This is a genomic window from Dyadobacter sp. SG02, assembly GCF_900109045.1.
Lineage (GTDB): Bacteria > Bacteroidota > Bacteroidia > Cytophagales > Spirosomataceae > Dyadobacter.
The window spans coordinates 390,937-414,694 of sequence record NZ_FNYL01000007.1 but is presented as its reverse complement, the minus strand read 5'-3'; the positions used below and the strand labels follow the sequence as shown (position 1 = coordinate 414,694).

General features: G+C 46.8%; 28 protein-coding genes and 1 tRNA gene. 16 read left to right on the top strand and 13 right to left on the bottom strand.

Annotated features, from left to right (window positions below; translation table 11 throughout):
• Positions 1 to 48: 48 nt before the first annotated feature.
• From BMW93_RS19130 to BMW93_RS19120, 3 genes are all read right to left on the bottom strand, one after another.
• Complete coding sequence (locus BMW93_RS19130; RefSeq protein ID WP_090376304.1) at positions 49 to 1,521, bottom strand: IS1182 family transposase; 1,473 nt, start codon at positions 1,519 to 1,521, stop codon at positions 49 to 51.
• Positions 1,522 to 1,732: 211 nt separating this feature from the next.
• A complete protein-coding gene (locus BMW93_RS19125; protein WP_143061678.1) occupies positions 1,733 to 2,191 on the bottom strand; it encodes an energy transducer TonB in 459 nt (152 codons plus the stop codon).
• 8 nt (positions 2,192 to 2,199) lie between these two features.
• Entirely contained in the window at positions 2,200 to 2,628 is a 429-nt protein-coding gene (locus tag BMW93_RS19120) for a helix-turn-helix transcriptional regulator (RefSeq protein WP_090379814.1), read from the bottom strand.
• Positions 2,629 to 2,768: 140 nt separating this feature from the next.
• Here BMW93_RS19120 and BMW93_RS19115 point away from each other — a divergent pair, with 140 nt between their 5' ends.
• From BMW93_RS19115 to BMW93_RS19100, 4 genes are all read left to right on the top strand, one after another.
• Entirely contained in the window at positions 2,769 to 3,683 is a 915-nt protein-coding gene (locus BMW93_RS19115) for a hypothetical protein (RefSeq protein WP_143061677.1), read from the top strand.
• A gap of 205 nt (positions 3,684 to 3,888) precedes the next feature.
• Positions 3,889 to 4,575 (top strand): hypothetical protein, encoded by a 687-nt coding sequence (locus tag BMW93_RS19110; RefSeq protein ID WP_143061676.1) that lies wholly within the window; start codon positions 3,889 to 3,891, stop codon positions 4,573 to 4,575.
• A 426-nt stretch (positions 4,576 to 5,001) separates the two neighbouring features.
• Positions 5,002 to 5,328: a helix-turn-helix domain-containing protein gene (locus BMW93_RS19105; protein ID WP_229240595.1), complete on the top strand. Its 327-nt coding sequence runs from the start codon at positions 5,002 to 5,004 to the stop codon at positions 5,326 to 5,328.
• A 384-nt stretch (positions 5,329 to 5,712) separates the two neighbouring features.
• A complete protein-coding gene (locus tag BMW93_RS19100) occupies positions 5,713 to 5,937 on the top strand; it encodes a hypothetical protein (protein WP_090379805.1) in 225 nt (74 codons plus the stop codon).
• Between the two features lie 20 nt (positions 5,938 to 5,957).
• Here BMW93_RS19100 and BMW93_RS19095 read toward each other — a convergent pair whose 3' ends face one another.
• A complete protein-coding gene (locus BMW93_RS19095) occupies positions 5,958 to 6,590 on the bottom strand; it encodes a hypothetical protein (protein WP_143061675.1) in 633 nt (210 codons plus the stop codon).
• Between the two features lie 47 nt (positions 6,591 to 6,637).
• The gene (locus BMW93_RS19090) at positions 6,638 to 7,156 is read right to left on the bottom strand and encodes an O-acetyl-ADP-ribose deacetylase (RefSeq protein ID WP_177194127.1); all 519 of its coding nucleotides are present in this window, start codon (positions 7,154 to 7,156) and stop codon (positions 6,638 to 6,640) included.
• Between the two features lie 113 nt (positions 7,157 to 7,269).
• On the opposite strand from BMW93_RS19090, the gene BMW93_RS19085 reads away from it, so the two are divergent.
• The 3 genes from BMW93_RS19085 to BMW93_RS19080 are packed head-to-tail and all read left to right on the top strand — an operon-like array spanning position 7,270 to position 9,267.
• Positions 7,270 to 8,355 carry a serine hydrolase gene (locus BMW93_RS19085; RefSeq protein ID WP_090379799.1) on the top strand — a complete coding sequence of 362 codons (1,086 nt, stop codon included), beginning with the start codon at positions 7,270 to 7,272 and terminating at the stop codon, positions 8,353 to 8,355.
• Between the two features lie 23 nt (positions 8,356 to 8,378).
• The gene (locus BMW93_RS35500; RefSeq protein ID WP_177194125.1) at positions 8,379 to 8,705 is read left to right on the top strand and encodes a hypothetical protein; all 327 of its coding nucleotides are present in this window, start codon (positions 8,379 to 8,381) and stop codon (positions 8,703 to 8,705) included.
• Positions 8,692 to 9,267 (top strand): RNA polymerase sigma factor, encoded by a 576-nt coding sequence (locus BMW93_RS19080; RefSeq protein WP_177194124.1) that lies wholly within the window; start codon positions 8,692 to 8,694, stop codon positions 9,265 to 9,267. Before BMW93_RS35500 ends, BMW93_RS19080 begins: the two co-directional genes overlap by 14 nt.
• 389 nt (positions 9,268 to 9,656) lie before the next feature.
• Here BMW93_RS19080 and BMW93_RS19070 read toward each other — a convergent pair whose 3' ends face one another.
• Positions 9,657 to 10,952: a site-specific integrase gene (locus BMW93_RS19070; RefSeq protein ID WP_090379793.1), complete on the bottom strand. Its 1,296-nt coding sequence runs from the start codon at positions 10,950 to 10,952 to the stop codon at positions 9,657 to 9,659.
• A 227-nt stretch (positions 10,953 to 11,179) separates the two neighbouring features.
• Positions 11,180 to 11,252, bottom strand: a tRNA-Lys gene (locus BMW93_RS19065).
• Positions 11,253 to 11,351: 99 nt separating this feature from the next.
• On the opposite strand from BMW93_RS19065, the gene BMW93_RS19060 reads away from it, so the two are divergent.
• Complete coding sequence (locus BMW93_RS19060) at positions 11,352 to 12,086, top strand: SH3 domain-containing protein (RefSeq protein ID WP_090379792.1); 735 nt, start codon at positions 11,352 to 11,354, stop codon at positions 12,084 to 12,086.
• Positions 12,087 to 12,162: 76 nt separating this feature from the next.
• Positions 12,163 to 12,627: a CHRD domain-containing protein gene (locus BMW93_RS19055; RefSeq protein WP_090379790.1), complete on the top strand. Its 465-nt coding sequence runs from the start codon at positions 12,163 to 12,165 to the stop codon at positions 12,625 to 12,627.
• A 58-nt stretch (positions 12,628 to 12,685) separates the two neighbouring features.
• Here the strand turns inward: BMW93_RS19055 and BMW93_RS19050 are convergent, their stop codons facing one another.
• From BMW93_RS19050 to BMW93_RS19035, 4 genes are all read right to left on the bottom strand, one after another.
• Positions 12,686 to 13,921 carry a DEAD/DEAH box helicase gene (locus tag BMW93_RS19050; RefSeq protein ID WP_090379923.1) on the bottom strand — a complete coding sequence of 412 codons (1,236 nt, stop codon included), beginning with the start codon at positions 13,919 to 13,921 and terminating at the stop codon, positions 12,686 to 12,688.
• A gap of 89 nt (positions 13,922 to 14,010) precedes the next feature.
• The gene (locus BMW93_RS19045) at positions 14,011 to 14,310 is read right to left on the bottom strand and encodes a chaperone modulator CbpM (RefSeq protein ID WP_090379787.1); all 300 of its coding nucleotides are present in this window, start codon (positions 14,308 to 14,310) and stop codon (positions 14,011 to 14,013) included.
• Positions 14,311 to 14,317: 7 nt separating this feature from the next.
• Positions 14,318 to 15,193 carry a DnaJ C-terminal domain-containing protein gene (locus BMW93_RS19040; RefSeq protein ID WP_090379784.1) on the bottom strand — a complete coding sequence of 292 codons (876 nt, stop codon included), beginning with the start codon at positions 15,191 to 15,193 and terminating at the stop codon, positions 14,318 to 14,320.
• A gap of 45 nt (positions 15,194 to 15,238) precedes the next feature.
• Positions 15,239 to 15,460: a VF530 family DNA-binding protein gene (locus tag BMW93_RS19035; protein WP_090379781.1), complete on the bottom strand. Its 222-nt coding sequence runs from the start codon at positions 15,458 to 15,460 to the stop codon at positions 15,239 to 15,241.
• Between the two features lie 100 nt (positions 15,461 to 15,560).
• Between BMW93_RS19035 and BMW93_RS19030 the strand changes: the two genes are divergently transcribed.
• Entirely contained in the window at positions 15,561 to 16,544 is a 984-nt protein-coding gene (locus BMW93_RS19030; protein WP_090379778.1) for a Gfo/Idh/MocA family protein, read from the top strand.
• Positions 16,545 to 16,794: 250 nt separating this feature from the next.
• Here the strand turns inward: BMW93_RS19030 and BMW93_RS19025 are convergent, their stop codons facing one another.
• A complete protein-coding gene (locus BMW93_RS19025; RefSeq protein ID WP_090379775.1) occupies positions 16,795 to 17,094 on the bottom strand; it encodes a hypothetical protein in 300 nt (99 codons plus the stop codon).
• Positions 17,095 to 17,264: 170 nt separating this feature from the next.
• On the opposite strand from BMW93_RS19025, the gene BMW93_RS19020 reads away from it, so the two are divergent.
• The 6 genes from BMW93_RS19020 to BMW93_RS18995 all read left to right on the top strand — a co-directional run bounded on the left by BMW93_RS19020 (position 17,265) and on the right by BMW93_RS18995 (position 22,929).
• Positions 17,265 to 18,140: a methylated-DNA--[protein]-cysteine S-methyltransferase gene (locus BMW93_RS19020; RefSeq protein WP_090379772.1), complete on the top strand. Its 876-nt coding sequence runs from the start codon at positions 17,265 to 17,267 to the stop codon at positions 18,138 to 18,140.
• A gap of 132 nt (positions 18,141 to 18,272) precedes the next feature.
• Entirely contained in the window at positions 18,273 to 18,878 is a 606-nt protein-coding gene (locus tag BMW93_RS19015) for an outer membrane beta-barrel protein (protein WP_090379768.1), read from the top strand.
• A 234-nt stretch (positions 18,879 to 19,112) separates the two neighbouring features.
• Positions 19,113 to 19,892 (top strand): hypothetical protein, encoded by a 780-nt coding sequence (locus BMW93_RS19010; protein WP_229240593.1) that lies wholly within the window; start codon positions 19,113 to 19,115, stop codon positions 19,890 to 19,892.
• On the top strand, positions 19,882 to 20,844 hold the full coding sequence (miaA, locus tag BMW93_RS19005; protein ID WP_090379765.1) for a tRNA (adenosine(37)-N6)-dimethylallyltransferase MiaA: 963 nt from the start codon (positions 19,882 to 19,884) through the stop codon (positions 20,842 to 20,844). Before BMW93_RS19010 ends, miaA begins: the two co-directional genes overlap by 11 nt.
• A 31-nt stretch (positions 20,845 to 20,875) precedes the next feature.
• Positions 20,876 to 21,331: a hypothetical protein gene (locus tag BMW93_RS19000; protein WP_090379762.1), complete on the top strand. Its 456-nt coding sequence runs from the start codon at positions 20,876 to 20,878 to the stop codon at positions 21,329 to 21,331.
• A gap of 311 nt (positions 21,332 to 21,642) precedes the next feature.
• Positions 21,643 to 22,929, top strand: coding sequence for a citrate synthase (locus BMW93_RS18995; RefSeq protein WP_090379918.1), 1,287 nt, complete (start codon positions 21,643 to 21,645; stop codon positions 22,927 to 22,929).
• Between the two features lie 158 nt (positions 22,930 to 23,087).
• Here the strand turns inward: BMW93_RS18995 and pdxH are convergent, their stop codons facing one another.
• Positions 23,088 to 23,729, bottom strand: a complete 642-nt coding sequence (pdxH, locus tag BMW93_RS18990; RefSeq protein ID WP_090379759.1) for a pyridoxamine 5'-phosphate oxidase — start codon at positions 23,727 to 23,729, stop codon at positions 23,088 to 23,090.
• Positions 23,730 to 23,758: the final 29 nt, after the last annotated feature.

The following is a 23,758-nucleotide window of genomic DNA, read 5'->3' as shown; positions in this document are numbered from 1 at the left end:
GTGGCTGTTGCACAACACTACTGCTTGATTTGAGCTTTGACTTGCCTTTCAAGATATCGATAGTAGAACCGCTCTTGCCAACCTAAAGTAGCATAGGTGGGAGTAAATGATCTCATCTATGCTTTTTTTCGTGGAATCGGTCGCGCTTGGCGACAGCCCGGCCTTGTATTTTAGCAATTTCTTCAAGTTGTAGGCGATGGCGGCCATAATCATACATTTATTTGCCTGCTCAATGCCTTTTGCATTTATTCTACCCATGCCAGTATAATTGATTAGTGAACCAATTACCGGCTCGACAGTGCTGGAACGAAGCTTTTTATAGGTCTTGGCTCTATCGCTGCTCATTCTTTGGTACATCTGATCGTACAATGGCTTATCAAGTGAGTGCTTGATCCTTCTCGTCCCCATATAGTTCAGACACGTACTTTTTATTGGGCAGTTCATACAGTCTGCTGGATTGGTTCGGTAAATCTTTCTCTGGAGCTTCCTGTTTTTAGCAAGTTTTTCATAGCATCTAAATGTGGCATGCACTCCCTTTTTGCAGGTATATCGGTCATTCCCAATATCATAAGTAAATCCCTCTTCTTGCCTGTCTTTTTTGTAACTGGCAGTATTGGGAATGTAACCTTCGATGTTATGCTCAGCCAGAGACCGCATAGCATCTCCACTGCTGTAACCAGTATCTGCTAGTATTTCGTTGACTTGAATATTATGCTCCTGCATATTCTCGACAATTTTTTCGAGTATTTTGGGAAGGCTGACATTGTCAGCAGCATTACCCGGAAAAGCACCGATATAGGTAATAAGATGGCTAGCTGTATCAACACTGACCTGGCTGCGATAATACAGGTTCATTGGCTTTCCCGGCTTCATTGTTATTCGCGCATCCGGATCCGAAGGGCTAACGTGGCTCTCATTTGATGCAGGAACCCTTTTAGTCCCAGTAGTTTTATCGTTGCAAATTGGCTTTTCCAGCGCTGCAACATCTTTATCAACGTTGTCAGCTAATTCCTGAACGTATACGTTGGCATCGGCCATGACCTGTTTTTCAACCATCTTACTGATAGAAGCATTTGCACGCACGAGTGCACTGTCAATAGCCTGACGTTTTCCGGAGATCAAACCATGGTCTACACATAGCTTCAACACCTGTTTAAACAATGTAATGAACTGGTCTTCTCCATAAAGTTTGCGCGTACGACTGAGCGTTGAGTGCCAGGGGAATTCTTCATCTAAGTCATATCCCAGGAAGAACAAAATATCCATCCGCATTCGCGACGTGCGTATTATCCGCCTATCACTGGTAAGATTTTCAAGATATCCCACTAGCATCAGTTTCATAAACACGACCGGATCGATACTCTTTTGGCCTTCACTTCCATAATAGTCAGCCGTGCTCTTGTATAAGAAACGAAGATCAAGTATTTGGCTTAACTGGCGGTAGAAATTATCAGCCGGGACATACTCTGAAAGCTGAAAGTTGATGAACAAACGTTCCTGTTGAATCTTTTTTCCTTGCATGTACTGAAGTTAACCAAAATCGAGGTTTTAGCCAACACCTCCCAACCCCTTAATCTGGGTTTTGCAACATAGAAATCCAAGTGGGTTTAATCCTCATGAGTTGTGCAACAGTCACCAATTATGGAGGGGTTGTAAGAAAAAATTTAAAGTCTGCTGAAATTGTTTTGAGTAACGATGGCCATAGGGTGCAAACAAGAAGTGCGCTATCTAGCTAATCGCGAATTGGCAGCGTGTAGCTACTTGCCACGTTTTGCCCACCACATTTGGCGGGTATCCAGCGAGGCATTTTCCCAAAAGCATTACGGACCTTTCGAGCGAATTGAGAACTAACCGAGCCATTGGCTTTAATGTGGCGAACAACAGCTTTACCAGTGGATGTAATTGTAAAAGCAATCGTTATTAAGCCAAGCTTTTCAAACTTTTCTGCTGTGATATCAAGCTCTTTATTGATATAGATGTAGAACTGGGAAATGCCGCCAGGAAAAGATGTATTAACTTCTGGCGCTGAGTACACTATTTCCTTGACCTGGGAATCATATTTACCTTTGCATAATACGTCTTGACAAATGCCGGTGCCAGGTGAAAGTGAATGGCAGTAGAAGACACAAATTATAAGCCGAAGCATTTCGATTTCACATTTTGCTTTGGATTCATCAGTAAAAAAACGCAAGACTGAAATCATTTTGAATCGCCAAGCAATCTCCTGAGTAGCTCGACTTTCTCTTGTTCGGACGCAAGTAAACGTTCATAAAGCTTTCGATTTTCATCCAAAGCCTCGACCCATTTTTCAATAGGATTAAAGTTGATGGTGCAGTTATTATTTATCGACCCTGCATTATCATTCAAGGTACTGGCAATAATGTTTATTGCCGCTTCTTCGCTGAAGTTTTTGATTGCTTCTGCGGGAACCTTCAGTATCTGAGCAACCTGATCCAGGATTTCCTGTTCAACGACTTCCTTCTGCTCAAGTAGCGAAACCCTTTTTTGAGACCATTCCTCGCCAAGCTCGAAGGCTAAGCCTTCCTGCTTGATTCCCAACATTTCCCGAAAGCGCTTGATGTTCCGGCCGTGGTGAATATGTTTTGTCATTTCTTGCGAAGTGCTCATTTTTCAAAAGATAAGGTTTCTCTGGTTCTGATCAAAAGCCTAAAATAGCTGTTTTAGGGCTATGAAACCAAGTTTTGGTATTTTTTAGAATCACATCAATTCCGATTTTCACCATTTATTCCACTCAAACAGGGATGATGATGAGATATATTTCAGAAGATGGCAAGGATCTGAAACCGGTCTGGATATCAAGTCAGGAGACCGAGAGCCCGGAGAAAATACTCCCGGAATTTTGGAGAAATTATACGATTGTTGATTGCAGGTTCTTTCTGTGGCAGATGCTCTCAACATCGATATCGGCCGAAGGCCAGCATGTAGATGCCAGCCCTGGGGAGCAACTCTACTTTTTTGAGAATCTAGTGGTGTACCTTGAGGCGTCGTTTGTGTTGGATCAGCATCGGTCTTTGTCAAAAGCGAAAGCAGGTGAACGCGATCATATTGAGCCTCGTGAATCTTCCGGGGAGTTGGAATCATCAGAGAGGCGGCCAAATCGAGGAAGCCTACCCAAGAAGCTGAATAAGCGCCTTAAACGCCTTTCGATCTGGCATCGTGATGGATTCGATGACCCGTACGCGATTCTTGATTCCTTTTTTGACGCGTACGACCTAACAAGCTTTAAGGCGAGATTGTACGATATCCTGCAAGTGTGTTGTCAAGAAAAATATTACGACAAGGGTTGTCCTGCGGACGTACTTTATCTTCTGGAAAAGGTTGAATCGATCATCAATGTTGCCTACCTGATTCTGAGCGGCGAAAAGGAAAAACGGCTAACCAAGGCGAAACCATCCGCCGAAGTCACTTGCAAAGCTGGCGTAGGACCGGAAGCAGAAATTGAACTACCTGCCGGTACTATTCAATTCTTGACAGAATTTTTTGAATACAAGAGTCTAAAGAAGTGGAAACAGGAACTTAACCGGATTTGCCTTTACTCCCTAAGCAGCCAGTCTGCTCAGGAGTGGGGAGTTTACATTGACTTGCTTACCTTGTACCAGCTAGTTGGCAGACTATCGGAAACGGCTTTTGATCTTCGAAAAAATAAATCGGCGTTGGTGTAACGGCTGAAAGAAAGTATCTTGGGGCTTTGGTAGGGCGGTGATTCTGTTTCATCTTGGTGGATTGTTGCGAAGCCCGTCCTGCCTTGTTTTTGATGCTAACAATTAGCTGTCGTCGGCTTGCAAGATTTTGATCGCCAGGGGTAATTTGGATGATAAATGCAACCAAGTATTGACGGCGTTCTGGCTACGTGTCCCGAATTTTCCAATGAAAACCCAAGAGCAGATACTGAGAGAATTGTCAAAAATCAGGGAAGCTATCGTCAGAATCGCGGGTACACCAGGACTTCCCCCAGAAGAGCAATTTTCCGAAGCTGCACTGGATAAAGTTGCCCTGGAGTTAAAGAAGCTTTCCATTAAAAGAGGGGAATGGATCGATGACGGGGATCTGAGCAGATATTTCAAAGGGGTCTACAATGGCGGAAGGTTCATCCGGGAAACGTTTGGATTTAATGATTTTTTCAAGAAGGGGAAATCATACTATTACCGGAAATCCAGCATTATCCGTTTATCCCAGGAATTGAAATCCCGAAATGTCGACTTGGCCCGATACATGGAGCTTAAAGAGAGTGAGGCAAAATTCCAGGAAAAAGTCTCCGCGGTCGCTGCCGCAAACAAAAAGCAAAAAAAGAAGCCTCCATTTCAGTTACCTGATTCCCTAAAAGACATTACGACCGAAGACTTTCATCCAGCAGTTGAAATTGTTGAAGCCGAACTAAGCAAGCTGCGTGAACAGTTTACCAAAGAAAATCTTTCAAAATATATAGATCTCTACGGTGGTCATGCAATGATGAAATTCCGCTATCCATTTTCAGGGTTTGCTGAAAAGGAGATAAAATCCAAATGCAGGCGCTGGTGCGACCAATACAATATGGCCTGCGATGCTCTTTTTTGAGCACCTCCGATTCGAGGTACATCGCCTTTGTTTTCCCTTTGACCAGTTGTGGTTTTACGATGCCCGCATTTACTGCTTTAAGGAAGGCTGCGTTACTGGCTCCGGTTAACTTTAATGCAGCTTCTTTGGTAAGCAATTGATCTTGTTGCAGCACGCTTTTCAATTCCTCTTTGACAATTGCCCGGACGCGGTCCATGAACTCTTCGACTGTTAGAGAGTGCAGCAGGATGGTTTCCATAAATTTGAAGTTAGGGTGAAAAAATAGTGAGTTTGCACAAAACGCTTCTTTGGCTGCAAACATAGGTAAACAGCCGAATATCTGCTCCACATCATCAGTTTCACCTATTTGAAAATCGAAAGGGTCAAGGATTTCCACACTGTGGATTTTAGCTTTGTTTTCTTGGCAATACTAAAACAGAAAACGTGATGGAAAGGATGAGGGGAACGGATGAGGCCAAAGGCGGCCTATCACTAGATCAATTGATTACGCTTGCAGACCTGAGAAGTGTTCGGGATGAGCTTTTGGCAGCAATTGCCAGGCCGAGGGGATCTTCAACGGACACCGCGAAGAAATGGCTAAAATCTTCTGAGGTTAGAAAACTGCTTAATATTTCGCCTGGAAAGTTGCTAGCCCTCAGAGCTAATCGCCAGCTCGCATTTGTGAGACTGGGTGGAGTAATCTACTACGACAGGGACGACATTGAGGCGATGATCCAAAAAGCTAAAGTACCGACCTTGATTGGCAAGGCATGAATACCGCACACCAAACTTCCGGTCGAGGATGTGATGTCCCTCCCAGGCCAGAATACGTGGAGATTTATTTCCTTCAATGTAAGAAGACCAAAGAAGCGGCGAGTGAATTCCATCGACATTATTCACTGCGGTATTGGCGCTCTCCACGCGGAAAAGTCATTCGGGATTGGAAGCGTCTCGCCTGGCAATGGATTTGGAATAGGTGAGAATGAGGCAGGCGATAAATTTGGGTATTCGAAGTGCTAGGAGCGGCGACATTGTCAAAGCTAATTGAGGATTAACAATACACCACCTTGATTTTTCTATCCAAACGTGAAGTAAAGTTCAGCTGGCATGTGCGGTTCCAACGGGCTTTTCTGACGCGTTCTTAAAATCACGTGCAATATGTCTCTAATCCAAGTAGATTTTTTTATTCTTCCGGCAAGCTGTCTTGTCGGCGATGATCGAAATAACTCCAAACTCGACGGGGAAGGATTGTTTGAAGACGATATTTTCGGCGAGTTGAAGGTGATTGCCCTGAATGTCGAAGCTGTAACCGGTGTGATTGTGAATACAACCCAATACAGATTTTATCGAAACATTGTGAGTGAAGACCTAGGGAATGAATAAGGTAGGCGAGAGTAAGAAATTTAGGTATTCCCGAACTCATCAGGCAGAAGGCAAATCGACATTGCTCGCCGGTAAAAGTGTAAAAATTCTTCGGAATTATACTTTACCCGCATAGCGCGTAGTACATCGTCTGACCCTAACGAACACCATTCCCATAGCATGGTGTCAAAATTGTATTTGAACATCTGAATGGCGACTTCTTTACTGGTAAGACGTACCTGAGTTTCGCTGAGGCCATACGCTGATAAAAGTGCCGCTAATTTCTGGTGTGTTTCTTCCGTGTATTCGGAGTCCAAAAATGGCCCGAGGAGCCAACTCCATACATCATCACGTTCAATAAACGGGATTTGATTCGCTAATGCGAACCTGGAAAGTTTTTCAATTTCTGACGCCGGGACAAATATCAATTCGTCGCCCGTCCTGACTGTGAGCGGTCGTTTGGAGACATCAATATTGATGATGTTTTGATGGAATAGTTCTATCGAACCGTAGGCTACAGGAGGTTTGTAAGGATAACCCTCGATTCTGATTTTATCTGTCTCAATAGAGAATGTCCCGAGGTCTGCCATCATTTCCCGAACCTCATCCTTTGTTGAGGTGAATGGGACATAATCATTCGACCAGATGCCAGAATGGTCTTTTTGAGTGATCACTCATTAGCTTATCATAAATCTTGGCAATTTGTAAATCTTTGGGCAAGTCACTTAGCCAAGTAAGACTTGTAAATGTCATAATTCTCGGTATCGAAGCATACAAAAATGACTTCTCCAATGGTATCGGCGGTTGCCAGAAAATCAGACACGGTTTCAATGGCGATTTTTGCAGCGGCCTCCTTCGGAAACTTGTAGATGCCTGTACTAATATTAGGAAAGGAAATCGTGCGGATCTCGTTCGCAATTGCAAGTTTGAGACTATTACGGTACGCGGATGCCAGCAATGCGTGCTCATTACTGCTACCGCCATTCCAGACCGGCCCAACTGTGTGTATAACGAATTTCGCTGGCAAGTCTCCCGCGGTGCTGATTACTGCTTCTCCAACTTTACAACCGCCCTGTTTGTCTCTGATTCTTCTGCACTCTTCCAGTATTGCACTGCCACCGGCGCGATGAATCGCGCCGTCAACACCACTTCCGCCCAGGAGTGAGCTGTTTGCTGCATTGACGATCGCATCGACCTCGATTTTAGTGATATCGTCTTGTAATACTTTTATTATGGCCATTTTTCTAAACCTGGTTTATCATCTTTATTCTTAGTTGTAACCTTTTTTCGCCATGCCGGATCGAATGGGTGTAAATGCAAAGAAAGTTGTTTTAGACTATCACAAGAAACGAGATGGTAACATTTTTGCGGGCCATAATATTACTGGCTATAATGACGGTTGGAACAAGAGTACCTGGACAAACCAGGTTAATTAAAACGGTAACCGGCCGCGAACTCGAAAGTGGCCAGTTGGATCAGTTCATTCGGCAAAGTATGGATAGCCTGCAAATACCGGGTTTGTCAATTGCAATAATCAACGATGCCCAGATGGTCTATCATCGGACATTCGGGGTCAAAAACATTGACACCAAAATGGAAATCGATAGCAATACCATCTTCGAGGCTGCATCATTATCCAAGCCATTGTTTTCGTATTTTGTAATGAAGCAGATTGAAAAGGGGGTAATTGGCCTGGATGACCCTCTTTATAAATACATGCCGCATCCTGCCATTAAGGACAATGACAGCAGATACGAATTAATCACGCCACGCATGGTTTTGTCCCACACGACGGGCTTTCCTAACTGGTCGGTTGACAAGCCCATTGAAATGAAGTTTACACCCGGCACCGGCTTTTCGTACTCTGGCGAGGCGCACCAGTATCTGACCGCCTTGCTTGCAGTAATCCAGCATACCAACTGGCAACATGGATTGGATTCGATTTTTCAAAAGGACGTCTCGGCACCGCTGGGGATGAAGCGCTCATTTTATGTCCGGAACGCTTACACAACCAGTCATAAGGCAACGGGCTATTTTAAAAATGGGAAAGCCAAAGATTTTTGGCTGGATGGGTCAATATCCTTTGGTGGCGCGCACACGCTCCACACGGAAGCTGCGGACTACGCCAGATTTTTGATAGCGATGATCAATGGCAAAGGATTAAGAAAAGAGACGTTCGATGAAATGATGAAAGAACAGATTCACTTCCCCGAGGATAGTGACTTATCATCTACGGGGCAAACGGGTTGGTGCCTGGGCTTTGCGATGAAGCCAATGCCTTATGGTGTCAGGTATCTTCATACGGGCAGTAATTCCGGATTCCAATCCTATTGCTGTTTCAATAGGGAAACGAAATACGGATTGGTGCTTTTTACAAACTGTGAGAAAGCATTTGAGTTGTATGCACTCCTGGGCAAATACCTGGACGATGAATTTTGATTCCTACTTTAATGAACAGACCCATGCAAAGTTTAGAAACCATTTTTTTGAGTATCGCCATATTCGGCTCCGGCGTTTTGGTAATTTTCATTATCGCGAAGTATAGCTACCTCACCAAAAAAGTTTTTGCAGAGAAAGGAATGACCGGCAGTGTGAATAGGATGTCCTACGCGGAAATAGCATGCATTGTGATCGGTATAGCACTCGGCTTAGGTGCTTCGTCGGTTTTTACAACAATTGATCTTCCAGAGGACGCTATGGACATGCTAGTCTATGCCACAATCCTTGCCGGGGCTGGTTTGGGGCTCCTGGGCGCGCACTTTATCCGGAAAAAGGGTGAAAGAGCGTAATGAAACCGATCCCGACCGGCGGACGATCGAGAGAATAAGAGCGGGCGATACATCCGAATTTCGCATGATCGTGGAGAAATATAAAGATATGTCTCTTTCCTTGATTAGCTCATATATCATCGATGAGCAGGAGGCGGAAGATGTCTTGCAGGATGCATTTATCAAAACATTTAACCATATCCATCAATTTCGCTTTGATTCGTTATTCTCCACCTGGCTTTACCGGATCGTCGTCAACACTTGTCTTAGGAATAAAGAAAGGGATAGAGCAGGTCTTTTTGAGGAGTTGTCAGAAATAGAGTTTACACACTCTTACGAGATAACAGGAATTGACCTGTTGGAACAAAATGAGAGAAATGCATATATCTCACTTGCTTTCAAAATGATGAAATCGGAGGAGGCGCTTCTTTTAAGGCTTTTTTACCTATGCGAGCTGAGCATAGCTGAAATACACCAGGTGACAGCGTATAGCGAGGCAAACATTAAAGTTATCTTGCACAGGGCAAGGAAGAGCATGTATGAAATCCTGGTGAAGCTCACCGGAAATGACCTGAAAATCTAACATGGACGAAAAAACAACCAAGGACATCGTCAAGGCAAGTATGGTGCATACTTCGGATGAGTTTGTTCAGAAGCTAATGCATCAGATCGAATGCAAACATGCACTAAGGGGGCAATTTACCAAAGCGTTCAGGGTCGGCTGCAGTTGCTGTCTTATCATTCTGATGCTGTTCGCAACAACCTCGTATCCGGTCAGTGTATTTACCTTACATTTTCCCGCTTTCTACATCAAATTGAGCGCCGTTGTCATAGTATCGTGCTTGCTCAATAAGTTGATAGCTATGAAGGAGTTGCTGTCGGCCGAGTAGCTTCAATGGCTAAAGTCTACAAAAAAAGGTGCGGCCATACAACTTAGATTAGCCGCTGGCAGATCGCCAGCGGCTACAATTATCAGTTCGATACAGCTCTGAGTTTTCCAGCGTTTGTAAACAGCTTCTGTTTTACCAGCGCCATATGGTCGCTGATCCGCTGTTTCCTGACCCGCGCGTAGCGCTGGGTGGTCCTGATATTACGGTGCCCAAGCATCCTTCCAACATCTTCCAGCGGCACACCGTTGTTGAGCATCATATCGGCAAACGTATGACGTGCAAGGTGGGTATTAAGCGGTCTTTTGATCCCGCAGATCACCGCAAGCTCCTTCAAATAGACATTATAACGGAAATTGCTGTTCACCGGGATCAGCCGGTTATTGATCTTGCAATAAGCGTGGCTCTTATATTTATCGATTAACTCCTGCACTACCGGAAGGATCGGTACCATTTCAGTTACCTCAGTCTTGCCTCTGTCTTTAATCAACCACTTTTCGCCAGTTCGGCCGACTTTAACGATATTCTCAGGAGAAAGGTTGTACATATCCTGGTAGGCGAAACCCGTAAAGCACTGGAAAATGAATGCATCACGCACCTCACCGATCCGGTCGATGTCTATCTGCTTTTTATGAATCGCTTCGACTTCAAATAGCTCCAATGGCATTACCTCTTTATTGCCACCCGAGCAAACAAACCCTTCCAAAGGATTTGCGGCAATTACTTTCTTTTTGACACCTATTTTGACGATCTGCCTTGTCCATTTCACCAGCTTCTTAGCGGTAACTTCGGAAAGCGGCTCATCCAGGTGAAGGGTTAGGTAGTCGTAAAACTCCTCAGCAAAGCATTGGTCGATCTCGGTCATTTCGATATCTTTCCGCTGATACCGGAACCGGATGAATGCTTCTACCTTCCGCTTGGTGGATCGCCAGTGCCGGAGCGTGCCTTCCGACCGGATCCCTTTCTTGGCTTTCTTTTCGAAGAGTGCAATGAATTCATCGAAGGCATCCAGTAGCGTTTGGCTTGGCCTTCCTGCTTTTTCTTGCATTGATCTGGAATGCGATAAGGGTAGTCCCAGATAGGCATTTTTCACCATCACAGGGGTGATGTGATTGAACTGGGATTGCAGCACCAAAAAATGCTTTTCGATCTCGGCTTGCGCCTGAACGATTTTCAGATTGATCATCTTAGCTTCCGAGGTCGTTGCGGTCACCAGCTTGGCATCGCTGTTCCAGAAGTCGGGATGGATCTTTTTGCCAAGGGAAATGTCAGTGTCGGTTCCGTCGATGGTAATCCTGACATAGATGGGTGCCTTTCCGTCTTTGGAGGCTTTGCCCCGGTAGAGCCAGAATAGCAATGACAGATTTTGTTTGAACTTCATGCTCGCACATTTTAAGGTTGGTAATTGTGTCCGTGGAGAACCCTTAAATCAAAACCGCCTCAATCAAACATCTGATTCGGTCACCTAATTTACCAAATCCAACAGGTGACCGAATAGGTGACCGAATAGATTGGTTCATTATGATTCAGACTGACCTGCCTTTTTGTAAAATGTGCTGATTATCAATGCATTTTAAACAAAAAAAGCACACTTTCGTGCGCCTTCTGTGATCCCGCTGGGATTCGAACCCAGGACCCATACATTAAAAGTGTATTGCTCTACCAGCTGAGCTACGGAATCGTTTTCTACTTGCTTTGTCGCTTTCGATGTTTTGCAGTGTTGGATTAGCCGTGGCGTTTTCCGTAATTGCGATGCAAAAGTAGAATTCTTTAAAGTATAATGCAAGTACCCTACAAGAAAAACCTGTTTTTTTCGTTTTTGTTTCTGGCCTTTTTCGTGCCGGGAGTTGCTTTTTGTGCCAATCAAAAGGAGCTCAAAACGGCTGATTCTCTGTTCGCTATCGCCCGGTATGCCGAGGCGCAAACGCTGTATAAAAAAAATTTCAGCCTGACCGAAAAAAATAGCCAGGCGCTGCTTTTGAAGCTCGCGTTTCTGGCCGAGAAGACGAATAATTATACCGACTGTCTTTTTTTTCTTAGCAAATTGGCCCTCACGCAGCCTTCAAGGCATCTTTTTGAAAAAATGGATAAGCTCGCCAAAGAGCAGAATCTAAGTGGCTATGAATTCGACGATTACAATTATTTCATAATATTTTATCGAAAGTATGGTGATTACATTCCGATATTGCTACTAACTTTGGGCACCTATATAGTTGTCATAATGGTTACAAAGACACGTAGGAAGGAGCCTATTTTGCAGATTCACAAGGTTTCGATTATTGTTTATCTGCTCGCGTTGCTGGGAATACTAAATGTACCTTCCCTTTATCAAACGTGCATCATAGTGAATGAAAACACCTTCCTGCGCGATGAACCGTCGTCCGCGGCTGGGGTCGTGGAAAAGGTGGGAAAAGGGCATAAACTCACGATAATCGGGTCTGTCGACCACTGGGACCGGGTAATCTGGAACAACCGGATCGTTTACATCCGGAAAAGTGATCTTTGGAATATATGACAGCAAACTGGTATCATTTTTGCAGGATTTAAGTTTGTATGTATATTTAGGAATCAAATTTTTAATTTAACGCTGTATGAAAAAGCCAATGAAACGTTATTTACTATTAATCGCAGGAGTTTTGATGTTAGGATTTGTAACCTCCTGTAAAGAGGAAGGGCCTCACAAAGATGACATTGTGAAGTTCTCGGCTGTAATCAATAGTAGCCCAACTGTTCCAAAGTCTACGTCATCAGCGCAAGGCACCGGGGTATTTGAGTACAACAAGAACACAATGGAGCTCAAATACAACATCAATTTCCAGAACATAACCCCTACTTCGGTGACGCTTAACGCGGCAAACCCGTCATGGGCAGCCGGTGGCATCATCCAGACGCTGGCCGACAAACCGGCTGGCCAGGTGAGCGGCACGTACAAACTGGCTAATACCGAGCAACAAACCCAGCTGATCCTCGGCATGATGTACATTAACATCCCTACCGAGCTCTATCCTTTCGGTGAAATCCGCGGGCAGGTCATCGCTGACAAATTCGAAGAATAAGCCACAGGCATTATATAAAAAAGGCTTTCAGATCGCTCTGAAAGCCTTTTTTATTGCCTTACTTTTTACTTTTCTTCTTTTTGCGCGATTCGAATTCCTCCACTTCCCGCATCAGCGCCGAAAGATCATTCGGCGTATCGGTCGTGAATTCGAGCGTTTCGGCATAATCCCCGGCGCTGAATTTTACCACGGCGATAGGTTTGTCGAGATATTGCTGGATCTGGTCGAGTACTGGCTTTTCTTCCTCACTGCAAAACGACACGGCAATGCCTTTCTGCATCCCGCGACCGGTACGGCCTACACGGTGGACGTAATTCTCAGGTTGTTCGGGCAAATCGTAGTTGATCACGTAATCCACGTTCGGGATATCGATACCTCGCGCACTGACGTCCGTTGCGATCAGAACCTTCACATTGCCTTTCTTAAACTCGTTCATCGCGGTAAGGCGATCGGCTTGCTCTTTATCGCCGTGAATGGTGAGACTTTTGATCTCCATGCGTTCGAGCGCATTATACACGCGCTCGGCGCGCACCTTCGTACGTACGAACACAAGGATCTTTTTATCGGCATTCTGGCGGATTACACGTTCCAGAAAGAAACGTTTGTCATCCATGGCTACAAATGCAACGGAGTGGTCGATATTCTTCGCCACAGGGTTTTTAGGTGAAATCTGAATGCGGATCGCGTTCCTCACCAGCGAATAGGCCAGCTTCTTGATCTTTTCATCGATAGTAGCCGAGAAAAACAGCGTTTGCCTTCTTTTCGGTAAATGCCGGATCAGGTCCTGAATGTCCTTGATAAACCCGAGGTCGAGCATATGGTCGGCTTCGTCGAGAATGAGGGTATCGACGCGGTCAAGCTTGATGTGACCCTGACTCACGAGGTCGAACATCCGGCCGGGGGTCGAAACGAGAATATCGATTCCTTTTTCGAGCTTCGCAATCTGAGGCCCCTGCTCTACCCCACCGAATACGCTGAACGTCTTTACTTTGGTATGCCGCGAAATGCTCGTAAATACCTCGGCGATCTGGATAGCAAGCTCCCGGGTAGGTACCATTACCACGCATTTAATTCCTTCTGAACGGCTGGATACCTTTTGTTTATGCAGTTTATCAATCACCGGGATCGCAAAAGCGGCCGTCTTGCCGGTACCCGTCTGCGCGATAGCCAGCACATCTTCCCCCTTCATCACCGCCGGAATGGCTTTGAACTGAATATCGGTAGGCTTTTTAAACCCGGCCGCTTCCAGGCTCCGCTTGATCTCCGCGGCAATGGGGTAATCTTCAAATTTCATAGGCAAATAATGGGGCAGACCGGCGCCGGCCTGCCCTTGGTTTTAATGGGAGTGCAAAGATAACCGGTTATCCGGCAATGCATGAGCTATTATAAGCCCGGCTCGTAAAACCGCAGCCGGTTGCGGAGCGATGCGACCTCTCTGTCGAGATGCTCGATGCGGCTAAGGAGGCCTTGGATCGCCTCAATGCCTTCCAGGTTAATGTCGAGCTCGTGGTGCAGGCGGATTATGCGCTCTATGCGGCTCAATTGGGGGATTTGCAAAAAGCGGGTATCTTCGACGATCACCGTTTCGATCAGGTCGTGCTCCTGCAACGACGCTACAAATGCATATTCCACGTCATAATTCGTGCAAAATACTTCGATTGCGATCAACTGGTCATTTTCCATATCGTTTTCAGGATTTAGACAATTCTGTAAACAACTCCTTTTGCCGCTCGGTGAGATTGGTCGGCACTTTTACATCGAAAGTCACATAAAGATCGCCGAACTGACCATCCTTTTTGTAAACCGGAAACCCCTTCCCTTTTAAACGAACGACGCTGCCGTTCTGTGTTTCGGGTTTAATGGGAAGCTTTACTTTGCCACTCAATGTCTCCACCACCAGCTCGCCGCCGAGCACCGCCGTATAAAGGTCGAGGTCAACTTTTAAATGCAAATCATTGCCCGATCTCCTGAATTTATCATCGGCGCTCACCGAGAAAGTAATGTACAAATCGCCATTCGGCCCACCATTACTTCCGGGTCCGCCGTGGCCTGCGATTTTAATGGTCTGTCCGTTTTCGACACCAGCGGGCACGGTAATACGGATATTCTTGCCGTTCACCGTCAGGGTTTGCTTGTGCGTTTCGTAAGCATCGCGGAGACCCAGATGGATTTCCGCCTGATAATCCTGCCCCCGGAAACGCGCCTGGCGACCACCGCCAAAACCCGAGCCGAACATCGATTCAAAGAAATCGGAGAAGCCTTCGTTACCACCGCCGAACCATTGTCCCTCCTGCCCTCCTGCCTGGCTACGCGCCTGCCTTGCACGCTCGAACTCCTCGCTATGCTGCCAATCTTTGCCGTATTTGTCGTATTTCTTTCGCTTTTCGGGATCGCTCAGTACCTCGTTGGCCTCGTTGAGCTCCTGAAACTTCTTTTGCGCTTCCTTATCATTCGGGTTCAGATCGGGGTGATACTTCCTCGCGAGTTTTCTGTATGCATTTTTAATGGCCTTATCGTCAGCATTTTTGTCGAGTCCGAGTATCTGATAATAATCTACAAAAGCCATAAATTTCCAATCTATTGAAGTGAATAATAGTTAAAAAACAACCTACTACTTTCGTTCCAGCATTTTCAGGTACAGTTCTTCCACTTTCTGACGCGCCCAGGGAGTTTTTCTCAAAAATTTGAGGCTCGATTTCACGCTGGGTTCGTGCTGAAAGCTGTTGATATTGACATGATAACCCATTTGCTCCCAGCCGTAATAAGCTACGAGTTCATTCAAAATGGCTTCGAGCGTCTTGCCGTGGAGCGGGTTATTCGGTTGTGATTCCATGCGTACCGTTAAAAAAATGTTGCTGTCTCTTTTAAAGTAGATTTCTGTTTATAAATAATTATTATGCAGGTTGATTAGTTCAAAACCTAAAACCTGTCCGATGGATCAGATCAAATGGGGTATTATCGGCTGCGGCAATGTGACCGAAGTCAAAAGCGGCCCGGCATTCAATAAAGTCTCCAATTCTTCACTGGTGGCGGTCATGCGCCGCGATGGTGCGCTGGCGAAAGACTACGCCGAGCGGCACGGCGTGCCCAAATGGTACGACAATGCCGATGCGCTTATCAACGACCCGGATATCAACGCGATCTATATCGCCACGCCACCCGATGCCCACGAAAGCCTGGCTTTTAAGGCCATGCAGGCCGGGAAGCCGGTTTACATTGAAAAACCCATGGCCCGGACAGCTGCCGAATGCGACCGGATCAATGCCGAAAGCAAGCGCACCGGCGTACCCGTTTTCGTTGCCTACTACCGCCGCGCGTTGGATTACTTCCTCAAATTAAAGGAACTGATCGATAAAAAAGTCATCGGGGATATTCGTTTCATCGACATTTGCCTCCAATGGCAACCGTACGACGAGGAGGTTGGCGAAAATCCCAAACCCCGCTGGCGCGTAAAACCTGAAATCTCGGGCGGCGGGCATTTTCACGACCTCGCATCCCACCAGTTCGACCTCCTCGAATTCATTTTCGGGCCTGTTAAACACGCCTCGGGCATCGCGCGCAACCAGGCGCACCTGTACGAGGCCGATGATATTGTGGTCGCCAATTTTGAATTCGAATCAGGTGTGTTAGGCAAGGGAAGTTGGTGCTACACCATTCATAAAGACCAGCGCGAAGACGAAACGCAGATCATCGGTTCCAAAGGCCGCATTACCTTTTCATTTTTCGAAAAATTCGATATTCACGTCGAGACTTCGGAAGGAATCGAGGTTTTCCATGTGCCTTATCCGCAGCACGTTCAGCAGCCACTGATCGAATCGATCGTGAAGGATTTGCGCGGCGAAGGCAAGAGCCCAAGCAGCGGCGACACGGGCGCAAGGGCCAACCTGATCATGGACAGGATCACCCAAAAGCAATAATTTTCGCGTCCGGGGATACAAATGAGCAGGTTATTGCTGTTATTTGAAAGATTACACAACTCTAAAATTCAATAGTCATGGCCAAAGGAAAAAACCTGGACAAAGGAAGCGACAAAAAAGAGGCTACTAAATCCCTGAAAGAAAAAAGAGCCGATAAAAAGGCGAAAAAGGATGGCAAAAAAGAGTACTGACCCATCCGGAACGTCCTTTCCGAATGGCTCCCGCAACGCATGCAGGAGCCATTTTGCTTTTAATAGATCTCCCGGTTGGTCCTGTATTTCGCGAGCCGCTTCCGGGAGCGGACGATTTTTGAATGGATCCGGTTCTTTTCATCGGGGGTGAGAATGTCGTCAGCCAGCGCCTTATCGATTGTCAGTTCAATCACGTTGCGCTCTTTTTTCAGTTTGGCGTATTCATTGGCAGTAAGTTTCTTGCTTTTGTAGGCCGCTTCGATCTGCCCGTTGAGTTTCCGGAGATCGGCTTTGAAATTCTGCGAATGGGCGCTATGCGCGATTATGATGGTTATGAGGCTGGCAAAAAGTAACTTCATGGCAATGTAGAACGTGCTGTGATTGAGGTTTAAAACTGATGCGAATATAAATCCGCATACATAAACAGTGCCAGACCAGCTTAGTGACTGGTGCAGATACTTGCGCAAGTTTCGGGTTGGCTACCAGGGCGATGCAGGCCAAATTTGTATCAACAAATTAAAAAAATCCAATGGACCAGCAAGCTTATAACTACGACAAAATCGCAAAAGCCATCGAGTACATCGTGGCCAATGCCAAAGAACAGCCAACCCTTAACGAAGTAGCCGACGAGGTGAGTATCAGCCAGTTTCACTTCCAGCGCATGTTTTCCGAATGGGCCGGGGTGAGCCCGAAACGCTTCCTGCAATACATTACTGCAGGTTACCTGAAAGACAGGATCAAAGATTCGACCAACCTCGCCGAACTCGCCGAATCGGCCGGGCTTTCGAGCCAGAGCCGGGTGTACGACCATTTCACTTCCATTGAGGGCGTTACCCCGCAGGAATACAAGAGCGCGGGTAAAGGACTCGTAATCAACTATGGATTTCATGAAACACCTTTCGGGGACTGTTTCATTGCCGCCACCGAGCGGGGCATTTGCGCCATGGCGTTCGTGGACGAGGCCACCCGCGATTTCCAGCTGATCGAACTCGCCCGCAAATGGCATTACGCCACCATCCGCCCCGATCAGCAACTGACGGCGGGTTATGTGAAGCGCATTTTCAGCCCGGCACAGGATTCGCTGGAAAAACTCCCGCTGCTTGTGCAAGGCACCAATTTCCAGCTCAAAGTATGGGAAGCATTACTCAGCATTCCGCAAGGCGCTGTGACGACCTACCAGCAAATCGCCGAACGAATCGGGCATCCCAAAGCAGTCCGCGCCGTGGGCTCGGCCGTGGGCGACAACCCGATCGCCTACATTATCCCCTGCCACCGCGTGATTCGCAAAGAAGGGGTGCTGGGCGAGTATCGCTGGGGCAGTTTGCGCAAAAAAGCATTGATCGGTTGGGAGGCTGCCCGTCAGGATGAGGAATATTTTGCACAGGAACAGGCGATATCGAAATAGTACATTCGAAATAAATTGTCACTCTAATGGATTGTATGACAATTTAATAGGCGCCGCACAATGCAATTTTTCCGTGTTGGACTGATTATGGATACATCGTTTCCAAACTATCAACCATAATTAAACATCAACATGAAAAAGAAACTAATCCTGTCGCTGGCTGTTTTCGCTCTTATCGTAACCGCGACGTCGGCCAGCTTTGCGCAGTTCTCACTCGGGTTGCAGGGTGGTATCGCCAAATCCAACGTGGAGGATTCCAAAACAGTAGCCGGTGGTGGCGTGAACCTCCGTGTATTTGCCTCACCGCAGTTTGCAATCGGGGTTGCCGGTAAGATCTACGCCGACGGAAGCGACTACAATGTCGCCGGACAAAAGCTCACCAGCACCGGAACGCTCATGCCCGTAACCGGTACGCTCGACTATTTTTTCACCAAAGGCGCGATCCGTCCCTACATTGGTGGCGACGCCGGGGTATATTTCTCGAAATACAAAGCGAAATGGAATGGCGAAACGGTACTGGAATCATCCACGCGCAGCAATTTCGGTACCGCGCCCAGAGCCGGTCTCGTGTTCGCGTTCGGGAACGTGGGTATTCAGGTAGAAGGTATTTACCATTTTGTATTTGGCAACAAAAATCATAGCTCCGAAACCGGCTCTGTCGACAATATCGACTTCGAATCCACTTCCAAATTCGGTGGCGTGAATGTCGGTATCATATTCGGGCTGGGCGGCAAATAGTTTCCTGCAAAGCATTCAAATCGTAAAACGCGCCACATCGGCGCGTTTTTTTGTTGTGATAAATTCCCGCATTAACTTGCCCGCTCATTTACCGGCTTCCCATTGGCAAAACCATTATCATTTTCGGAACAACTTTGCAACTGGCTGATAACCATTCCATTTCGATATTATATTGTACAAGAACCGGACTTTGCGCTGCCAATTCTGGAAATAGCCGATGCTGAAAACGTAATTATGAAAGTGATTCCAGTGGACCTGTCTACTTGGAAAAACGTCGATCACGAAGGTTTGTTAAACCAGTTGAACGAGCGCCTGGAACTGTCCAGAAATGAGGGTATTCCGATGGTCGTTATCCAGGAAGATTACTGGCTCGCCAGACAAAACATTGTACAATCCCGGTTAGCGGCAATGCTCGGTATTTCAGCTAAAATCCCCGCACGTCTCACGCTCGCACGAAGGGTCGACAATGCAACGACAACGCAGTTCCTTGAAGATAATCACCTGAATGGCAGCACGATGTCTAAATTCCGGTATGGACTGTTTTTGCCAAAACGATATTACCGCGTATTACCGGAACATTTCGTTTTCGACGCATCGGCGGATGAATTGCTCGTGGCCGTCGCTACTTTCAGCAATGCACGTATTTTCGGGCAAAATGGCGAACCCTTCCGCTCGCACGAGCTGATCCGGTTTGCCAGCTTGTTGGGTACGAATGTGGTCGGTGCGCTGGATAAACTATTGATTGCATTCATCCGCGAAAAGTCGCCGGACGATATCATGACCTACGCCGACCTCGAATGGTCGGACGGCCGGAGCTACAAACGGCTCGGATTTGAAAAACGGGGGAATATGCCTCCGCGAGAGGCTTATGTGGAGATCACGCGTATGCGTCGCGTACGTTCGGAAGCCGGCCATTCCGCGGAACAACCGGCGGCTGACTATTTAACAGTGTATAATCTGGGCAGTATCAAATACGTCAGGACCATTAAACCTTCCGAAGCCGATGAGCGCTGAAACACCGCTATTGATCATTCTCGGCCCGACGGCTTCGGGCAAGACGCACCTGGCCACGCGCGTCGCGCACGAGATCGGCGGCGAAATCCTCAGTGCCGATTCGCGGCAGGTTTACCGGCAGATGGACATCGGAACAGGCAAGGACCTGCAAGAATATGTTGTAAATGGGGCCACAATCCCCTATCACCTGATCAATATCCGCGATGCCGGTGAGAAATATAATGTGAATGATTTCCAGCACGATTTTACCGATTCATACAAAAAAGTAATCGCCGGGAACCACATTCCGGTCGTTTGCGGCGGAACGGGCTTTTATATATATGCATTGCTGAAAGGCCATGCCAATGAGACGGTGCCTGTGAATGAGCCACTCCGCGCAGAACTGGAAATGCTTTCGAACGAGCAGTTATTGGCGGAATTTCACAATTCCGAGTCGCGATACCATGCATTGGCGGATATTTCAACCCGCAAACGCGTGATCCGTGCATTGGAAATAGCTGCTTATCTGAACGAACATCCGGAAGAAAACATCGATTTTGGTTCAGACTCCGTGGCTTACCCGGCCGTTATATTTGGTCTGAACCCTCCGGTCGAAACGCGCCGGGAACGCATTAGTAAGAGGCTCTCCACCAGGTTAAAGCAGGGTTTAATAGAAGAAGTACAAAGTCTTTTAAATCAAGGCATTACCCCCGATGCATTGATCTACTATGGTTTAGAATACAAATACATAACACTGTACCTCACCGGCGCGATGACTTTCGGGGAAATGCATTCCAAATTGGAAACCGAGATCCACCGCTTTGCGAAACGGCAAATGACTTTTTTCAGGAAAATGGAAAAGAATGGACTGAAAATCAACTGGATACCTGACGAGTGGCCTGAAAGCGAGAAAATCCGGTTTGTAATTCAGCATTACCGGGAATTTAAAAACGGTAATGCAGGTAGTATGTAAGTGTAAACCAATCAAAAAAACGTCGTTAATAATGAATCGTAAATGGAGCAGCTTGTTGTTGCTGCTGGTACTGAGTGTAACGGATGCCTACCTCCTCGCGCATCCGAATCTGATCGGGAAAATCGGTGTGCTGGTGTACAAGCATCATTATATCCGCAATTTCCCCCGGGCGCTGCTCACGGTGATGATAGTGGTAGGTATTTCGCTGGCGGTTTGTGAGCTGGTTTACCGGTTTACCCAAAAGAAGACGGCGATATTCAGTTACCTGCTCCTAACGGCGGTTTCGGTGTTCTGGTTTATGTACGTGTTCGTGACCTTTTCGTCATTTTCGTACCGGATCACAGGCAAGGCGTTCATTTACGGGGCGCATTTGTTGCCGGTGATATTGGCCGGGCTGAACCTGCGGTATCTTTTCAAACGGATACTCGTCCAGGAACCGGTTAACGAAACCTTAACAGCGGACAAAAGTGGTCCGGGAGCGGTTTAGGAGGGTTTGGAAACCGTAAATTGTTGTCAAGAAGGCATGAGGCAATAGAATATTCTCATAAATCCTTCAAATTGTGAAATATTATTGTTTCCGTCTTGAATTTTCACAAATAAACCACGGATAGTAATAGAAAGTACGCGGTTTTTTAGGATATTGCGGCTTGTGTCGGACCGGGAAATGGTTAAACCCGAAGCCATTTAACACAAAATTAATTTGTTGGGCAAGTAAATCGCTGTTAACGAAAAACTTTGGCTTGAATTGACCGATTGGCCTGCCTGTTCATTAACCCTTTTAATTTTATTCTTATTTCTATGTCCCAAATAGCTGAATTGACCCTTGATGGTAAAAAGTACGAGTTCCCGATAATTGAAGGAAGTGAGCAGGAAAAGGCGATAGATATTTCCAAATTACGCGACCAGACAGGGTATATTACGATTGATCCAGGTTACAAGAATACCGGTGCCACCAAAAGTGCCATTACATTTCTGGACGGAGAAGAAGGCGTTCTGAATTACAGAGGTTACTCTATCGAAGACCTGGCCGAAAAATCCTCTTTCCTCGAAGTAGCTTACCTGCTCATTTACGGAGAGCTTCCTACTGAAAAACAATTCGCTGAATTTGAACATGAAATCCGCACGCATACACTCGTAAACGAGGATATGCGCAAGATTTTCGAAGGCTTCCCCGTGAATGCACACCCGATGGGCGTACTCTCTTCGCTGGTGAGCGCGATGAGCGCGTTCTACCCGGATGCCAACGCGCAGAATTCGGAAGCGGAAACGCAATTGCATATCATCCGCCTGTTGGCAAAACTGCCTACGATCGCAACATGGTCGTACAAAAAATCGCAGGGCCACCCCGTCAATTACCCGCAAAACGAACTCGATTACTGCTCGAACTTCCTGAACATGATGTTCTCGCTGCCCGTAGCGAAATACAATGTAGATCCGGTTGTTTCGGCGGCATTGAATAAACTGCTGATCCTCCACGCCGACCACGAGCAAAACTGCTCTACCTCGACGGTAAGACTGGTAGGCTCGTCGCATGCCAACATTTTCTCGTCCATTTCCTCGGGTATCAGCGCATTGTGGGGCCCACTCCACGGCGGTGCAAACCAGGAAGTGATCGAGATGCTCGAAGCCATCAAAGCTGACGGCGGAGATACGCAGAAATACATCAATATGGCGAAAGACAAGAGCAGCGGCTTCCGTCTGTTCGGTTTCGGCCACCGTGTTTACAAAAACTTCGACCCGCGCGCCCGCATCATTAAAAAGGCTGCGGATGATGTACTGAACAAACTCGGCATCAACGATCCGGTTCTCGAAATCGCTCAGAAACTGGAAAAAGCAGCTTTGGAAGACGAATACTTCGTACAACGCAAGCTGTATCCAAACGTCGATTTCTACTCTGGTATCATCTACCGCGCATTGGGTATCCCCACCAATATGTTTACGGTAATGTTCGCGATTGGCCGTCTGCCGGGATGGATCGCGCAATGGAAAGAAATGCGTGAAAACAAGGAGCCTATCGGCCGTCCGCGTCAGATTTACACCGGAGCGCCAAAGCGCGAGTTCGTATCGATCAGCGAGAGGAAATAATAATGATTGAATGAGTGAATGATTGAATGAGTGAATGAGTGAATATGTCTTTCGATCATTCAAAGAAGGCCCTTCGGGATTTCCCGATGGGCCTTTTGCATTTTACACAAATCCATTCACTCATTCAATCATTCAATCATTCAGTCATTCAAAATTAACTAAGGCGAAAGCCGCTCAATCTTCCAAACGCCATCCGGCGTCTTCGTATAGGCTAACCGGTCGTGCAGGCGGCTGGGCCTCCCCTGCCAGAATTCGACGTAGTCAGGTACCACGCGGTAACCTCCCCAATGTGGTGGCCTGGGGATCGGCTGACCTTCGAATTGCGCTTTCAATGCCTCCGTTTTTTCTTCCAGGAGCCCGCGATCGGGAATTACCTCGCTCTGCGCCGATGCCCAGGCGCCGATCTGGCTGCCGCGCGGGCGCACGGCGAAATATTCGCTCGATTCGGCTTCCGAAGTTTTTTCGATCTTTCCTTCTATACGAACCTGTCTTTCAAGCTCTTTCCAGAAAAACGTGAGCGCAACCTGCGGGTTAGCCTCTATCTCCCGGCCCTTCTTGCTGTCGTAATTGGTGAAGAAAGAAAAGCCCCGGTCGTCGAGGTCTTTCAGGAGCACGATCCGGCCCGTCGGGCGGCCTTCGTATACCGTACTTAGCAGCATCGCATTCGCTTCGGTGATCTCCGCTTCGCGCACCTCATCAAACCATAACCTGAACTGTTTCAGCGGATCAGCGTCGAGATCGGCTTCGAGCAGCCCTTTGAGTTGGTAATCGTAACGGATATTTGCAATGTTATGATCCATTGGATACTAATATGTTCAATGTTGGGATG

Bases quoted from the DNA above. Each gene is read 5' to 3' on its own strand.
- BMW93_RS19130 (WP_090376304.1), bottom strand. From the start codon at position 1,521: ATGCAAGGAAAAAAGATTCAACAGGAACGTTTGTTCATCAACTTTCAG.
- BMW93_RS19120 (WP_090379814.1), bottom strand. From the start codon at position 2,628: ATGAGCACTTCGCAAGAAATGACAAAACATATTCACCACGGCCGGAAC.
- BMW93_RS19115 (WP_143061677.1), top strand. From the start codon at position 2,769: ATGAGATATATTTCAGAAGATGGCAAGGATCTGAAACCGGTCTGGATA.
- BMW93_RS19110 (WP_143061676.1), top strand. From the start codon at position 3,889: ATGAAAACCCAAGAGCAGATACTGAGAGAATTGTCAAAAATCAGGGAA.
- BMW93_RS19105 (WP_229240595.1), top strand. From the start codon at position 5,002: ATGGAAAGGATGAGGGGAACGGATGAGGCCAAAGGCGGCCTATCACTA.
- BMW93_RS19100 (WP_090379805.1), top strand. From the start codon at position 5,713: ATGTCTCTAATCCAAGTAGATTTTTTTATTCTTCCGGCAAGCTGTCTT.
- BMW93_RS19090 (WP_177194127.1), bottom strand. From the start codon at position 7,156: ATGGCCATAATAAAAGTATTACAAGACGATATCACTAAAATCGAGGTC.
- BMW93_RS19085 (WP_090379799.1), top strand. From the start codon at position 7,270: ATGGTAACATTTTTGCGGGCCATAATATTACTGGCTATAATGACGGTT.
- BMW93_RS35500 (WP_177194125.1), top strand. From the start codon at position 8,379: ATGCAAAGTTTAGAAACCATTTTTTTGAGTATCGCCATATTCGGCTCC.
- BMW93_RS19070 (WP_090379793.1), bottom strand. From the start codon at position 10,952: ATGAAGTTCAAACAAAATCTGTCATTGCTATTCTGGCTCTACCGGGGC.
- BMW93_RS19060 (WP_090379792.1), top strand. From the start codon at position 11,352: ATGCAAGTACCCTACAAGAAAAACCTGTTTTTTTCGTTTTTGTTTCTG.
- BMW93_RS19055 (WP_090379790.1), top strand. From the start codon at position 12,163: ATGAAAAAGCCAATGAAACGTTATTTACTATTAATCGCAGGAGTTTTG.
- BMW93_RS19050 (WP_090379923.1), bottom strand. From the start codon at position 13,921: ATGAAATTTGAAGATTACCCCATTGCCGCGGAGATCAAGCGGAGCCTG.
- BMW93_RS19045 (WP_090379787.1), bottom strand. From the start codon at position 14,310: ATGGAAAATGACCAGTTGATCGCAATCGAAGTATTTTGCACGAATTAT.
- BMW93_RS19040 (WP_090379784.1), bottom strand. From the start codon at position 15,193: ATGGCTTTTGTAGATTATTATCAGATACTCGGACTCGACAAAAATGCT.
- BMW93_RS19035 (WP_090379781.1), bottom strand. From the start codon at position 15,460: ATGGAATCACAACCGAATAACCCGCTCCACGGCAAGACGCTCGAAGCC.
- BMW93_RS19030 (WP_090379778.1), top strand. From the start codon at position 15,561: ATGGATCAGATCAAATGGGGTATTATCGGCTGCGGCAATGTGACCGAA.
- BMW93_RS19025 (WP_090379775.1), bottom strand. From the start codon at position 17,094: ATGAAGTTACTTTTTGCCAGCCTCATAACCATCATAATCGCGCATAGC.
- BMW93_RS19020 (WP_090379772.1), top strand. From the start codon at position 17,265: ATGGACCAGCAAGCTTATAACTACGACAAAATCGCAAAAGCCATCGAG.
- BMW93_RS19015 (WP_090379768.1), top strand. From the start codon at position 18,273: ATGAAAAAGAAACTAATCCTGTCGCTGGCTGTTTTCGCTCTTATCGTA.
- BMW93_RS19010 (WP_229240593.1), top strand. From the start codon at position 19,113: ATGAAAGTGATTCCAGTGGACCTGTCTACTTGGAAAAACGTCGATCAC.
- miaA (WP_090379765.1), top strand. From the start codon at position 19,882: ATGAGCGCTGAAACACCGCTATTGATCATTCTCGGCCCGACGGCTTCG.
- BMW93_RS19000 (WP_090379762.1), top strand. From the start codon at position 20,876: ATGAATCGTAAATGGAGCAGCTTGTTGTTGCTGCTGGTACTGAGTGTA.
- BMW93_RS18995 (WP_090379918.1), top strand. From the start codon at position 21,643: ATGTCCCAAATAGCTGAATTGACCCTTGATGGTAAAAAGTACGAGTTC.
- pdxH (WP_090379759.1), bottom strand. From the start codon at position 23,729: ATGGATCATAACATTGCAAATATCCGTTACGATTACCAACTCAAAGGG.